Source organism: Halomonas qaidamensis (assembly GCF_025917315.1).
GTDB lineage: Bacteria > Pseudomonadota > Gammaproteobacteria > Pseudomonadales > Halomonadaceae > Vreelandella > Vreelandella qaidamensis.
The window spans coordinates 910,947-924,910 of sequence record NZ_CP080627.1 but is presented as its reverse complement, the minus strand read 5'-3'; the positions used below and the strand labels follow the sequence as shown (position 1 = coordinate 924,910).

The 13,964-nt window shown below is 52.4% G+C and carries 13 protein-coding genes; 9 read left to right on the top strand and 4 right to left on the bottom strand.

The genetic code is table 11. From position 1 onward, the window contains the following. The first annotated feature begins 26 nt into the window (after window positions 1–26). From deoC to cdd, 5 genes are all read left to right on the top strand, one after another. Window positions 27–833, top strand: a complete 807-nt coding sequence (gene deoC, locus K1Y77_RS04325; protein ID WP_030069972.1) for a deoxyribose-phosphate aldolase — start codon at window positions 27–29, stop codon at window positions 831–833. Then, window positions 833–2,185: a thymidine phosphorylase gene (deoA, locus tag K1Y77_RS04320; protein WP_030069970.1), complete on the top strand. Its 1,353-nt coding sequence runs from the start codon at window positions 833–835 to the stop codon at window positions 2,183–2,185. The genes deoC and deoA overlap by 1 nt, the downstream gene beginning before the upstream one ends. After that, the gene (locus K1Y77_RS04315) at window positions 2,185–3,429 is read left to right on the top strand and encodes a phosphopentomutase (RefSeq protein ID WP_030069968.1); all 1,245 of its coding nucleotides are present in this window, start codon (window positions 2,185–2,187) and stop codon (window positions 3,427–3,429) included. The genes deoA and K1Y77_RS04315 overlap by 1 nt, the downstream gene beginning before the upstream one ends. Window positions 3,430–3,639: 210 nt before the next feature. Continuing rightward, a complete protein-coding gene (gene deoD, locus K1Y77_RS04310; protein WP_030069966.1) occupies window positions 3,640–4,365 on the top strand; it encodes a purine-nucleoside phosphorylase in 726 nt (241 codons plus the stop codon). A 23-nt stretch (window positions 4,366–4,388) separates the two neighbouring features. Then, complete coding sequence (cdd, locus tag K1Y77_RS04305) at window positions 4,389–4,796, top strand: cytidine deaminase (protein WP_030069964.1); 408 nt, start codon at window positions 4,389–4,391, stop codon at window positions 4,794–4,796. 156 nt (window positions 4,797–4,952) lie between these two features. Here cdd and K1Y77_RS04300 read toward each other — a convergent pair whose 3' ends face one another. The 3 genes from K1Y77_RS04300 to K1Y77_RS04290 all read right to left on the bottom strand — a co-directional run bounded on the left by K1Y77_RS04300 (window position 4,953) and on the right by K1Y77_RS04290 (window position 8,021). Continuing rightward, window positions 4,953–5,141 (bottom strand): hypothetical protein, encoded by a 189-nt coding sequence (locus K1Y77_RS04300; RefSeq protein WP_264430524.1) that lies wholly within the window; start codon window positions 5,139–5,141, stop codon window positions 4,953–4,955. Window positions 5,142–5,773: 632 nt separating this feature from the next. Beyond that, complete coding sequence (locus tag K1Y77_RS04295; RefSeq protein ID WP_030069953.1) at window positions 5,774–6,463, bottom strand: CBS domain-containing protein; 690 nt, start codon at window positions 6,461–6,463, stop codon at window positions 5,774–5,776. Window positions 6,464–6,590: 127 nt separating this feature from the next. Beyond that, window positions 6,591–8,021: a hypothetical protein gene (locus K1Y77_RS04290; protein ID WP_264018671.1), complete on the bottom strand. Its 1,431-nt coding sequence runs from the start codon at window positions 8,019–8,021 to the stop codon at window positions 6,591–6,593. 113 nt (window positions 8,022–8,134) lie between these two features. Between K1Y77_RS04290 and K1Y77_RS04285 the strand changes: the two genes are divergently transcribed. After that, window positions 8,135–9,154 (top strand): J domain-containing protein, encoded by a 1,020-nt coding sequence (locus tag K1Y77_RS04285; protein ID WP_264430521.1) that lies wholly within the window; start codon window positions 8,135–8,137, stop codon window positions 9,152–9,154. Window positions 9,155–9,183: 29 nt separating this feature from the next. Then, complete coding sequence (locus K1Y77_RS04280; RefSeq protein WP_232222331.1) at window positions 9,184–9,651, top strand: hypothetical protein; 468 nt, start codon at window positions 9,184–9,186, stop codon at window positions 9,649–9,651. On the opposite strand, the gene K1Y77_RS04275 is transcribed toward K1Y77_RS04280, so the two are convergent. Beyond that, on the bottom strand, window positions 9,568–12,084 hold the full coding sequence (locus K1Y77_RS04275) for a mechanosensitive ion channel domain-containing protein (protein ID WP_264430518.1): 2,517 nt from the start codon (window positions 12,082–12,084) through the stop codon (window positions 9,568–9,570). The genes K1Y77_RS04280 and K1Y77_RS04275 overlap by 84 nt on opposite strands. Before the next feature lie 128 nt (window positions 12,085–12,212). On the opposite strand from K1Y77_RS04275, the gene K1Y77_RS04270 reads away from it, so the two are divergent. Both K1Y77_RS04270 and K1Y77_RS04265 read left to right on the top strand, forming a co-directional pair. After that, window positions 12,213–13,220, top strand: a complete 1,008-nt coding sequence (locus tag K1Y77_RS04270) for an amidoligase family protein (protein WP_030069943.1) — start codon at window positions 12,213–12,215, stop codon at window positions 13,218–13,220. A 29-nt stretch (window positions 13,221–13,249) separates the two neighbouring features. Beyond that, window positions 13,250–13,918 carry a gamma-glutamyl-gamma-aminobutyrate hydrolase family protein gene (locus K1Y77_RS04265; RefSeq protein ID WP_030069941.1) on the top strand — a complete coding sequence of 223 codons (669 nt, stop codon included), beginning with the start codon at window positions 13,250–13,252 and terminating at the stop codon, window positions 13,916–13,918. The last annotated feature ends 46 nt before the right edge of the window (window positions 13,919–13,964 follow it).

Genomic DNA, 13,964 nt, shown 5'->3' with positions numbered 1-13,964 from the left:
GTCTTTTATTTATCTGTGAGAATTCCATGACTGCGACTGCCTCTCCTCAGCACACTCAAGCCCAACTTACCCAAGCTGCCCGCCAAGCACTCACCCTCATGGATCTAACGAGCCTAAACGACAGTGACACCGATAGCACGATTGAAGCGCTCTGCCAGCAAGTTAAAACACCCTTTGGCAACCCAGCAGCGGTATGCGTTTATCCCCAATTTGTGGTTACCGCGCAGCGTGCGTTAACCGCTCATAAGCTCAATGACCAGGTTAAAATTGCCACGGTTACTAATTTTCCTAACGGTGGTGACGACATCATGGGCGCCGCCCGTGAAACCCGCGACGCCGTCGCTTCCGGTGCCCATGAAGTGGATGTGGTATTTCCCTACCGCGCGCTAATGGCAGGCGATGAAGCCACCGGCCTTGAGCTGGTCGAAATGTGCAAAGCCGCCTGCGCCGGCCAAGCAAAGCTAAAAGTCATCATTGAATCGGGCGAACTCAAAGATCCTGCGCTTATCAAGCGTGCCAGTGAACTGGCTATTGAAGGTGGCGCAGACTTTATTAAAACATCGACGGGTAAGGTTGAAACAAACGCCACCCTGGAAGCCGCTGAGATCATGCTCAACGTGATTAAAGCCAGCGGAAAAGATGTTGGCTTTAAAGCCGCCGGCGGCGTGCGCACCGCTGAAGAAGCAGCCGAGTATCTAGCACTTGCTACTAATATTATGGGCCCACAGTGGGTAACGCCTGAACACTTCCGGTTTGGTGCTTCCAGCCTGCTGGGTAATTTATTGAATACGTTAAGTGGCGTCTCACTCTCCACGACTGAAGGAGGTTATTAATGTCGTCTACCGCTTCCCATCACGCTCTCCTGCCTCAGGAACTGATTCGCCTGAAGCGCGATCAACAGCCGCTTCCAGCGGAAGAGATCAAAGCCTTCGTGCAGGGTATTGCCGATGATCGCATCAGCGATGCCCAGATTGGTGCCTTCACCATGGCGGTGTTCTTAAATGGCATGAGCCGTGAAGAAGTCGTTGCACTGACCACAGCGACCAGAGACTCCGGCCATGTCATGCAGTGGGATTCCCTCAACCTCCCAGGCCCAGTTGTCGATAAACACTCCACTGGCGGCGTTGGTGATCTAGTGTCGTTGGTACTCGGCCCCTGGGTCGCCGCCTGCGGCGCGTTTGTGCCGATGATTTCAGGTCGTGGCCTTGGCCACACTGGCGGCACCCTGGACAAGCTGGAATCGATCCCCGGTTACGACCCCTACCCTGCGCCAGAACGCTTTAGCAGCGTGGTGAAATCCACCGGTGTAGCGATTATCGGCCAAACCGGCAACCTGGCCCCCGCCGATAAACGCATTTACGGCGTACGTGATGTGACCGCCACCGTGGAATCCATTCCACTAATTACCGCCTCTATTCTAGGTAAAAAGCTGGCCTCCGGTTTAGACGCCTTAGTGATGGACGTTAAGGTTGGCAGCGGCGCCTTTATGCCCACGCCGGAAAAATCCCGCGAGCTTGCCAAGAGCATCGCCAACGTGGCGACCCAGGCCGGCACGCCGACCACGGCCCTACTCACCGACATGAGCCAGCCGCTGGCCCCCTGCGCTGGCAACGCGGTCGAAATCGTCGAGACCCTAGCCCTGCTGCGCGGCGAACGTTCTGATAGCCGTGTGATGCAGGTTACTCGTGAACTTGCGGTAGAAATGCTGATGGCGGGTAAGTTGGCCGCTAACCGTGAAGAAGCCCTGACTAAGCTGGAAAAAGCGCTCACATCAGGTGCGGCCGCGGAAGTCTTCGCCCGGATGGTGCGCGAGCTGGGCGGCCCCGCCGACTTTATGGAACGCTCGGATAGCTACCTAGCTACTGCACCGGTCATTCAGCCGGTGTATCCCGAGCAGAGTGGCATCGTACAGCGCATCGACACCCGCGCCGTCGGTATGAGCGTCGTCGAGCTAGGCGGTGGCCGCCTGCGCAACGACGCTAGCGTCGATCACAGCGTCGGTTTTAGCGATATTGTCGAGATTGGCGATCGCGTCGATAGCCAACGACCGCTCGCCATGGTCCACGCCCGTAGTGAAGACGCAGCCAACCGCGCCGCTGCTCAGCTACGTGCCGCCATGATCCTTGGCGAAGACGTTGCCGTAGCGGACACCCTGCTTCAAGACACCTTCCGAGGAGAAGCCTAATGCGTCGTGCGATTGTAGTCGTCCTTGATTCGTTTGGAATTGGTAGCGCTCCCGACGCTGACAAGTTTGGCGACCAGGGAGCTGACACCCTGGGCCACATCGCGGCCGCCTGCGCCCGCGGTGACGCCGATACCGCTGAACGCTCAGGTCCTCTGAAACTGCCGAATATGGCGGCGCTTGGGCTGTTCCACGCCCATCGCGATGCAACAGGAAGCGTGGCTGAAGGCGTTAGCCTACCGACCCAATTAAAAGGCGCGTACGCCCACGCCAAAGAGATTTCTAGCGGCAAAGACACCCCTTCCGGCCATTGGGAAATTGCTGGCGTACCAGTACGCTTTGACTGGGGCTATTTTCTCGATAAAACCAACAGCTTCCCCGCCGAGCTGTTGGAAAAAATCGTGCAACAAGCCGATCTGCCTGGTGTGATTGGCAACTGCCACGCCTCTGGCACCGAGATCATCGCCCGCCTGGGTGAAGAGCACGTCCAAAGCGGCAAGCCGATTGTGTATACCTCAGCAGATTCCGTGTTTCAGATTGCCGCCCATGAGGAACACTTTGGTTTAGAGCGTCTCTACGCCCTATGCGAAACCGTGCGCGAACTGCTTGCGCCCTACAATATTGGCCGCGTGATTGCCCGCCCGTTTATTGGCGATGACAGCAAAAGCTTTGCCCGCACCGGCAACCGCCGCGACTACAGCGTCGAGCCACCCAGCCCCACCGTGCTGCAGAAACTGGCAGATGCGGGCGGTGAGGTCGTCTCGATTGGCAAGATCGCGGATATCTACGCCCATTGCGGCATTACCCATAAGATCAAAGCCAGCGGTCACGATGCGCTGATGGAAGCCACGCTTAGTGAAGTAGCACGCACCGCTCAAGAATCCAGCGACCGCCCGACCATGATCATGACCAATTTTGTTGATTTTGATTCGGTGTACGGCCACCGCCGTGACGTGCCGGGCTACGCCGCCGCGCTTGAGCATTTCGATGCCCGCCTGCCGGAACTGCTTGCCGCACTGAACGATGACGACCTGCTGCTACTCACCGCCGACCACGGTTGCGACCCCAGCTGGGAAGGCACCGAACACACCCGCGAATATGTGCCAGTGATGGTGCATGGCGCAGGGTTTGCCCCCGGCCCGCTAGGCGAGCGCGACACCTTTGCCGATATCGGCCAGACATTAGCCGCCTTCTTCGCCGTTGAAGCGATGGAAGACGGCAAGAGCTTTTTACCTAAAGCGGCTTAAAGGCCGATGACAAATCATTACACACTATTGTGCAAGGCCAGTATCAACCCGTAGCGGGGGTCTTTCGCCAAGGCCGGAAAATGTTCCCAACAATTCCGGCATTTCCGCCATCCATGGCGGTCAGATGGCGAAAGTAGCGCCCAGGGAAGGGTTTACAGCGCCCCCGCCTAGGGTTGTTCGGGCCAATCATTTTTTAGATAGGAGCGTTTTATGGCAACACCACATATCAATGCTGAGATGGGCGATTTCGCGGATACCGTTCTGATGCCCGGCGACCCGCTACGCGCCAAGTACATCGCCGACACTTACCTGGAAAATGTTCGTCAGGTCAACGATGTACGCAGCATGCTCGGTTATACCGGCACTTACCAGGGCCGTGAAATTTCGGTCATGGGCCACGGCATGGGCATACCGTCAGTGTCTATTTATGCCAAAGAACTGATTACCGACTACGGCGTTAAGTCGATTATTCGTGTGGGTTCCTGCGGCGCGGTGCGCGACGACGTCAACGTGCGTGACGTGGTCATTGGCATGGGTGCCTGCACCGATTCCAAAGTGAACCGTATGCGCTTTAACGACCACGATTTCTCGGCCATCGCTGACTTTGAGCTGACCAGCCACGCGGTAGCAGCTGCCAAGGCGCAGAATGTGCCGGTAAAAGTCGGCAATATCTTCTCAGCGGATCTGTTCTACAACCCGCAAACCGAAATGGCTGAACTGCTCAAGCGCTACGGCATCGTGGGTGTGGAAATGGAAGCGGCAGGCCTTTACGGCGTGGCGGCAGAGTTTGGCGCTCGCGCGCTAACCATCTGCACGGTATCTGACCATATTCTGAAAGGTGACTCGCTCTCCAGCGCCGACCGCCAGACCACCTTCAACGATATGATGACGATTGCGCTAGACACAGTACTGCGCGACGATGCCGCTAAGGCCTAATCGCCATTTATGAGGATAATGCCATGAGCCAAGCGGATAAGGCACTGGTTGACACGCTGCTGACCACCTTGGGCAATGCTTATGCGCCCTACTCTAATCACCCGGTGGCCGCGGTAATGGAGTGCCCGGATGGTCAGCAGTTTGCGGGCGCCAACGTGGAAGTGGCGCACTATAAGGGGCTGTGTGCGGAAGCCTCGGCGATTTCCGCCATGATTACCGCTGGACAGCGCGAGCTTGCCAAGGTGTACGTGATGGGGCCAGGTGAGCACCTGTGCACCCCCTGCGGCGACTGCCGCCAGCGCATCCGTGAATTCGCTACCCCAGAAACGCAAATTATGGTGCTTTCCCACCAGGGCGACGTGCTAAAAACTTACACCATGGAAACACTACTGCCTGACGCCTTCGGGCCCGAGCAACTGCCACCGCGTTAAAAAGTAATTAATTACATAAACCGTGACTAAATCGGGCAAAACTTTTGCCCGATTATTTTTATAAAGTTACGTTAATGCTGAAGCAAGCAATCGTTACTCAACTTGATGCATATAGAACCAACTTCAACATCATTCTACTAAACTATAAAAGCGCTCTCAGCCTGTATCTTTTGATGGCTGGATTTTAATAACGATATGATCAGGAGAAGGCTGCATGATAAATGCTTCGTAGCTCTCACTATGGGTTTCCACATGGCTTTGAAAACGTTCCATAACATCAATTAGCTCATTAGCTAACGTCTCTTTTTGTAAGGGTGTCAAAGCCATTTCAAATGTTCCATCCATCGTGAGTCCGTATTGTTCGGCACAATACGCTAGAAAGCCGCTGAACACCCACCAGTTACGACACTACGCAACAAGATTGTTGTTAGCTAGCTAATTAAATCGTAGCAACGTTCATACAACAGAAAGCCGCACAACCATGATAGAAAACCACGCTTCTTTAGAACGCTTATTGTTTATTTTTCTGTATCAAAAGCTATGGAAAGCGCCTAAATAGACGACACGTTACAGCACCTTACCTTAGCCAATACTAATCTACATATACTCTCTACAATCAAACCAAGCTTCAAAATAAAAATGTAAAGTTTGACGCAATAGCCAAAAAACTTTCAGGCTAAACATCAATCACGTACTGTCTATTTATTCACGAATGACGGGGTGCTCACGAACCAAAAAGAGAAAACTCTTATCGCCTTATATAGCATCACCGCTTTTCGGATTTGACACTAACTCGGAAAGAAGCACTGAACAACCCTTACCTTACGTTTAACAAATTTTGACATTCTGCACATTGCCAAACGTTACAGTTCGTGAAGAAGTTTTTGACATTCTCACCACCCAATCGCCAATCATTTGTTTGACAAAAAAAGCTCGCCGCACAAAGCGACGAGCTGTCTAAGTGAGGAAAAAACGCCTCAGAAGTAGCCTGCACCGCGTGGCATCATACCAAGGTGATTTTCAACACTCTTTACACCCTGTGTATTTTCCGCCGCGACAGTCACCGCTTGCTTCTGTTCTGCAGACTCGACTAGCCCCCAAATTTCTACGGCTCCACCATCGACAATCACACTGAAACTTTCGGTTCGTACGCCGGTGTTACTGTCGATCTCTTTGAGAATCGCTTCACGAATAGAACGATCGTCCGCAGGCGACTGGGTCGGCGCAACAACCGCGTTGGCAATTCCTTGTAGTAAGTTTGCGCGACTGACGATACCCACTAACTTTCCATCTCTTACCACTGGCACACGTTTTATATGGTGCTTTTCTAATAGGCGAGCAATGGTATGCAGCGGTGCATTCTCTTCGACGGTTAATGGATTAGGGGTCATTATTTCATGCGCCTTGCGACCATGAGATTTAATATATGCCCCTGCGTCTTTGCCAGCACTGAAAAGGGATAGCCACCAAGAGCGGTTATCACCCGTCTCATCCTTCACGCGACGCATCAAATCGCCTTCACTTACAATTCCTAACACCCTGCGCTCGTCATCGACCACAGGTACGGCACTAATGCGATGTTCAAGTAGCATCTGTGCGATATCGCGCACATTTGCGTCAGGGCCTACACACACCACGTTGGGTGTCATAATGTCGATAGCTTGCACGGTATCATCCTCCAGGCGGCAAGGTTACAGCCGCAAATTATATTGCTCACCTTTTGAGACTAGTGTGCAACCGGAGATTTCGCTATGCGAGCCTAGCATCAGTGGCAATCTATTGATCCAACGCAGTTTATTTGTTGGCTTTAGCCACATTTTCTTCAGCGACTTTTTCGACATCAACAATACCTGAGCGACTCACCACCACTTTCCACCGAGCGAGGTAGGTTGTGTCTTCACTCCCGGTTTCACGAATAACCAAGTTAAACAGGTGGCGCCTTTCAACACTCTCTCTAACAGCCTGCCCTTCTTTCAAACGGTAAATGAAGTGCTTCTCTTTGCTCATTAGGCGCGTCAGCATGGAAAGGTCAATATGCAACGTTTCACGGGTATGTTCGTAGCCGCTTAAAAACCGGGTGGGTGACATACGTGAGCTGGAACGGTAATGAAGCACCTCTTCCTCACGTTGAGCGACTGTGCGGCGACGCATTTGTTGAATATCTTCATCCAGTGCAGCATAGCGTTTATAGTCGAACCACTCTAACTGCCGTCCGACCGATTGATTACGGGTGGGGTCAATATATTGACGGCGCCATTTCGGCCTTCCACGTCGAAGCCAGCGCCATAACGTATTGCGTAGATCGTCTTTAAACACTTCCCGCATCGCATAAAGCAGTGCCATTGCTAGCACAAACAGCGCCGTAACATCACCCAGCACGCTGCGTAAATGGAGCACACCCAGTGATACAAAGGTCATTACTACTGCTGTAGCCAATGCTTTTACGGCTTTTTGTTCGCCGCTGCCAAGCTCTAAGGCGCGCTGTTTCAACGTAATTGGATGCTCAATAAGTCGTCGTAACAAGCGCATTTTATTCGACATACGGGTAGGGTCGTCCATTACCCGCTCAGCGTTATACTCCTGCTCTTTTCGGTAATCACTTTCCCGTTGGCAGACAATGATAAAGCGGCGCTTAATCTCACTAAATTCTCCACCACGAGGCATATGCGCTACTAATGCCAACAGCTGCTGCTCAGTAAACCAAGAAAGGTAATTATCGATATTGGCAAAGTATTTATAGAGCCGCTCATCTGTAGGCGAATTGCGACGCAACCGTTTAAGAATGCCTTCGCTCAAATCGCTCATTTCATAGAGTTGATCACGGAGAGCATCGGCGAGTTCTTGGAACTCACCACTCTCTTGGCGCTGATCGCTGGGGGCATGACGCAGTTTTCGAGCCCGAACCAGCATTGCCTGTGTCGTTCGTTCTAACGCACCAACGTATTGGTAAGCGTATAAACTTAAGCTTAGCCGATAAGAATCGCTGCCTAGCTGATTGCGGCTCGCTAACCGGCTGTGAACCAGCGGCAAATGGTACTCATCACTATAGTAAGTACGTGAAACGTTGATCGCGCCGTGATAAAACGCTTCTTCGGAAATAACATGGGTGCTAAGCCCAAGCTCTTTGGGCACAAATAGGTAAACATCGAGCGTGTGCGACGTTTCTTCCTTGAGCCGTCGAGTGAGCCTCAGCTGAAAGCTGTTTTTACGCTCAACATTGATCACCTAACGAATCTCCTACTTCATTGCGTAACGCGATGATATACCATGGCCAATCATTATCAGGCTGGCCTGTTTAAACACCGCTGCGGTCACCGTCTTTGCCTTGGAGCCAGGGAATGTCCATTGCCCGTTTTTCACCCTTTGAGCTGTTGCTGCTAAAAAGCCGCAGCCAAGTGGATACGGCAACACTACTATTGCTAGCTTGGGTGCTTGTGCATCGCCAACAGGTGACCGAAGGCCAGCGGCGACGCCGTCTAGCCCAGGTCACCGCGCAATTTCGCCACGGGCACGAACTTGGGCCAGTGATGGGTATTGCCCATAGCCAAGACCTTCAAGCTATTCAGCTTGCGGCTGAGGTGGTGCGCAAAGAGTGTTCCAACGAGCGTAGTCTAAGCATACTTCACCAAGCGATTACTGTTGCTACCGACGATGGCGACTTATCCTTAAATAATCATTATATTCTAGGTTTCCTTGCGGACTTGCTAAACGTCACGCCTGCCACGTTCAACACTCTTTTTCATGAGCTAATGGGTAAGCCACTACCACCGGCAGAGGATCCAAGTCGAGACGCTTATTGGCAAGTGCATGATCCAGACTATCACGCGCGCAAAGCACGCGATGCACATGCTGCGGAGCAGAAGGCAAAAGAGGCTCAGGAAAAAGCAGAACAGGGCCAACGTGCTAAAACGGAACAACAGCAACAAAAGCGGCAAAATAAACAGCACCAACAAAACGAAGCCCGCCGAGAAAAGGCCCAAAAGGAGCAGGCCAAGCAAGAAAAAAACAAGCAAAAAGAGCGCCGCAAGCAACAAGAACACAGCCAACAGCAAGAGCGTCAGCGCTGGCAACAAGAGCAGACTCAGCAGGAAGAAACACGTCGCCAACAGCGACAACAACATCGACAACAACAGGGAGAACGCCCCTCACCGCCCCCTGATAGAACCACTAGGGCGCTGGCGGTATTAGGGCTGACGCCTGGCGCGAACCGTGCCGATATACGCCGCGCCTATCGACGCATGGCACAGTTGCACCATCCTGACCGGTTCTATTCGGCGAGTGAACACCAAGTCGCAATGGCCTCAACGCGCTTTCAGCGGATCAAAAGTGCCTATGACTATTTAATGCAAAACACCTAACCAGATTAGTGTTAACACTAACGGGCTCAGTGCCCACACCGACGGCGAGTATCAACTCGAACATTATGCGCGACTTGTATCAACGACTGGCTCTGACACCCGATGCGAGCGATCAAGACATCGAAAACGCGGTGGCGCACTGCCCAAACAGCGCACTGCGCCAAGATGCTGAAACCGTGCTGGGCGTTGCAGAGCATCGCGACGCTTACAACAAGCTCCACAAAACGGTCAGTGATATAGGCCAGTTACGGGCTAGGCTTGGGCTAACCCACGGAGCGCATTGGCAAGGTAATGTAGCCAATGACTTTTCCCTGCCCCCCGATAACGCCATCTCACGCCATGATGAGCTGATTGACCGCGTTAGCCTAGCGGTATCGCTTTATAACCGCTGGAGACGTTTTAAAGGCCCATGGTTACTCATCACCCTGTTCACCCTTGGCGTTGGCATAGGACTCGCCCTTGGGCTCACCTTGGGCCTTGGGCTTGGTATGGGATGATAATCCGGCCCGCTCTCGGTCATCTCGGCGCATTTCTGCTTCTGTCGGACGCGGAGCGGGTTTTGGTGGCGTAGGTCGCTTATGGGGGCTATTGTCGCCGCCCTCATCGCTGGTCTTTCCCCTCAAGCTCTTGTCTCCCCCGCTCTGGTCACCCGGCTCGTCAAGCGTGAAATCGGTGCCAGTGCTCTCTGTTTTCATGCTCTCTGTTTTCGTGCTCTCTTCGGGCATACGATCTTGCCTACTATCTTCCGAGCGTGCTTCCATGCTGACACTGAGACGTGGTACGCCCAGATCGATCTCCTGCGCTTCCATGCGTTGCTTCAATAGAAGATTAAAGGCACGCGATACATCCCACTGCATTTCGGGCGCTGTGCGAAAACGCATTCGCAGAATGGGGCATCCATCCTCAAACCCTTGGATACCCTGCATTTCTAAGGGTGACCAAATATAGTGGCGCATCATAGGATCTTTGCGAAGCTCTTGCGCTGTTTCTTGCATCAGCGTAATCGCATCATCAATTTTCATCGCATATGGGATACGAATCCGCATCAACGCAATCCCGAACTGGCGCGACATGTTATGAATCGACTCAATACGGCTAAAGGTAATGATATGGACAACACCATCCAAATCACGCAGCTTCACTGTGCGTAGCGTTAAGCCCTCAACAGTCCCCATGTGGCCATTAATCTGAACGAAATCGTCCACGGCTAGTGAATCTTCAATCAGAATAAAGATCCCGGTGATTAAATCCTGCACCAACGTTTGGGCACCAAAACCAATCGCCAAGCCGATAACACCCGCACCCGCAAGTAGTGGCGTAACGTTAACCCCAAGATTTGCTAGCCCGGCAATGACTGCGATAATCAAGATCGTGACAAAAATCACATTACGAATCATCGGCGTAATGGTTTGCGCCCTAGCTTGATTCACTCGCCTACCACGAGAGCGCGCAGATGACGTTAGCGCCCGCTGAATCGCCGTATCAGCAAATATCCATACCAACCAAGCCAGTAAAATAGTTGACCCTAGGCTTACCAACGCTTGACCAATGCGGGCACTAGCTACCGCTTGTTGACCAAGGCCAAAAAGCGAACCGCCCCAAACCTGCATAAACAGTTCAGCGAACACCATCCAGGCGCAAAGGTGAGCAAGTACAAAGCCAAAGCGCTCTAAGCGCTTACGATACTGACTGTAACGGCGACGATGACGGCGTTTACCTAAGCGCTCAGATTGACGTCTCAGCAAGCCCGTCACCACTAACGTCAATACCAATAAACTTGCTGAAATAATCGAGCGTGCAAGCGCTGTACCCACATCTCCTACGGTAATAAAGATGGCCAATAATGAGCCGCCTACCAGCAATAGCGCAGGAATATGCCAGAGGCCGCCCAGTGCACGAATCATTTCAACGGCGGCGCTAGCATCCCGGCGCTGCTTGTAAGGGCGGTTACAGATCAAATGGCGGACAGGTCGTTTAAACTTAAATATGAAGCGCGCCGAAAGCAGCGCCGCCAGCATATTCGCAAGGACCGAAACCAAACTGGAAAGCTCACTACCCAACAACTCAACCAAACGAGTGGAATTTACTGCGTCGCCCAAAGCAATTAATGCGCCAATCACAAACAGGCCGCGCAAGGCTTTTTGTTGCAGCACCTGTACCGCTGTAAAACGGTGGCCTCGGCTGAAAAACGCGATGACCGTTTCAATCACTACCGATAACGCACGACCACAGACACACACATAAGCGATAACCAATACAACCGTACGCCCTGGGCTGTAAGGTAATATCTGCCCAATCCCCAACGTAATCGCGAATGACAGCGCCCAAGGCAGCATACGGCGTAAAAAGTGCATTGCCAGTAGCCATGCTTTTGGGTCTCGCGGTAAGTCCAGCGGCCATTCCCGCCGCGTGGCGATTAAGCGACCAAACGCAATCATAACGACCAACAGCACCACCCAAACAAACGCAAGAACGGCACCGTCTGCCACTGCACGCACCGCTTCACCCTGGTCGGCTCCATCATTTAATGCGCGTAAATCGGCAGCCCCTTGGACTAATTGTCGTGACCATTCGTCAATCGGTGAATCACCAGCCTGAGCCTGCTCACCAATATCAGACAGGGTATCGGCTAACGCACCTAATAAACCTTGATGGACGATTTTGTCCTCTTGGGTTGCATCGGTGGTGAGCTGTAATTCACGCAGGGAGTCCAGCAACGCTTTACGCTGCTCTTCGTTCTCCAACATTGAGATCACATCATTAAGCGAGCTTTGGAAACTTTCATCACTAACGCTCTGCTCTTCTGATGCATTATTGCTGCCGCCCAGGCTAGGCAGAGAAACACCTTGTGCTTGAGCCTGGGTTGCCAGACTTATGAACAGCGTTAAAAAAACGCTTAACACGATATTAATTATCCAGTGCTGTCGCACATTTGACTCCCGGAAATAGACCGACCTGACCCGTCGGTTAGTTAGCGTTTACTTAATTTAATACCCTCAGCCTTAACGCGTGACTATGATAGGCTGGTGGCCTAAACGTTCACCTCAAGGATACCGAGATGACGCTGCAAGCTCCTCCTAACCGTACTAACAGTAACGGAAAAACAAGGCGCGTCGGTGTAGAAATTGAATTCGCCGGACTGCCGCCGCGTGATACCGCTGAACTGGTACGCGAGCTATTTGGAGGTGAGCTTAACGTGGTAAGTCCCCATCGGCTACTGGTAGAAGCAACACGATGGGGGGAGTTCGGTATCGAGCTAGATACCCAGTATGCCCATCCTGACAAGACGCTACTGGAAGACCACCATGAAAGCGATAGTGAATGGGCACGCCAGCAGCATCAGCGGCGAATCGAGTTCCATCAAAAGACCCGCGAACTGATTGGCGACATGGTCACTGGCTTAGTGCCTACAGAAATTGTCTGTCCACCGATTCCTTGGGATGAGCTAAACGAACTAGACCAACTATTTGATGCCCTTCGTGATAAAGGCGCAAAAGGAACAGATGCCAGCTTACTCTATGGATTTGGACTGCATTTAAATCCTGAAGTAGAGCGTTTTGACGTTGATTACCTTTTATCGATGATGCAGGCCTATTTGCTACTAGCCAGCTGGCTACGTGATGAAATAAAAGTCGACATTACCCGTGAAGTACTGCCACACGCGAACCCATTTCATAAAGAGTACGCGCTAAAAATTCTCGACTCTGGCTATCAGCCCGACCTAGATACGTTTATTAATGACTATCTACACTACAACCCTACGCGGAATCGGGAGCTAGATTTGTTACCGTTATTTGCCCATCTACGCCCAGATCACCCCCATGAACTGCTGCATGGACAGCTCACCAAACCACGTCCCACCTTTCACTACCGACTACCAAACGCGCAGCTCTCGCATCCTGGCTGGGGGTCGGTAGTGGAATGGAATCGCTGGGTCGAGGTAGAAAAGTTAGCCGCAAACAGTAATGTACTGCGTGCGCGCTGCGATGAATATATTGCCGAACACAGCCAGCCTTGGTGGAGACGCTGTAAAACGAAGCTGCTTGGCCTATTTAAGTCATCCTAAATACACTGCCTTAGTGAGAACTTGCCAGCATGTCTCGACCGCTTATTGGGATTACAACCTCTGATCAAAAAAGTCATCTAGCCTGGTGGTTTGACTGGTTCGCCGTATGGCGCCATGGGGGTAAGCCGCTGCGCTTATCTCCTTCACGCCCCTTGCCTGAGTACTTAGACGGTCTAATTATTGGTGGTGGCGATGATATTCAAGCACATCTTTACGGCGGCGAAGTACAGCTAGACGTACGGCTGGATCCGGCCCGCGATGAACTGGAACTCAATCTACTCGGCCGTTTTATTCCGCAAAACACCCCTGTGCTGGGAATTTGCCGCGGGGCTCAACTAATCAACGTCCATTTGGGCGGCACTCTCGACCCTGACATCTACACCACCCATGAAGGGCTTAAGCGACGGCGTACGGTTTTACCACGCAAAACCGTAGATATTGTCGGAGGTAGCAAGCTTTATCAGCTACTAGGCGTCACGTGGTGTCGCGTGAATAGCCTGCACCATCAGGCGGTTAATAAAGCTGGTGACGGCATTAATATTGTTGCCCGCGACCGGGATGGGCTAGTGCAGGGAATTGAGTCCACAAACCATGACTTTTTAATCGGCGTTCAGTGGCATCCGGAGTGGCTTATCTTTAACCGCCCCCAACAGCGCTTAATCAGCGCACTAGTGGCGGCGGCAAAGCATGAACGCTAAGAACAGACGCTGATAAGATGCGCGATAGACCGGCACGCATTGCGCT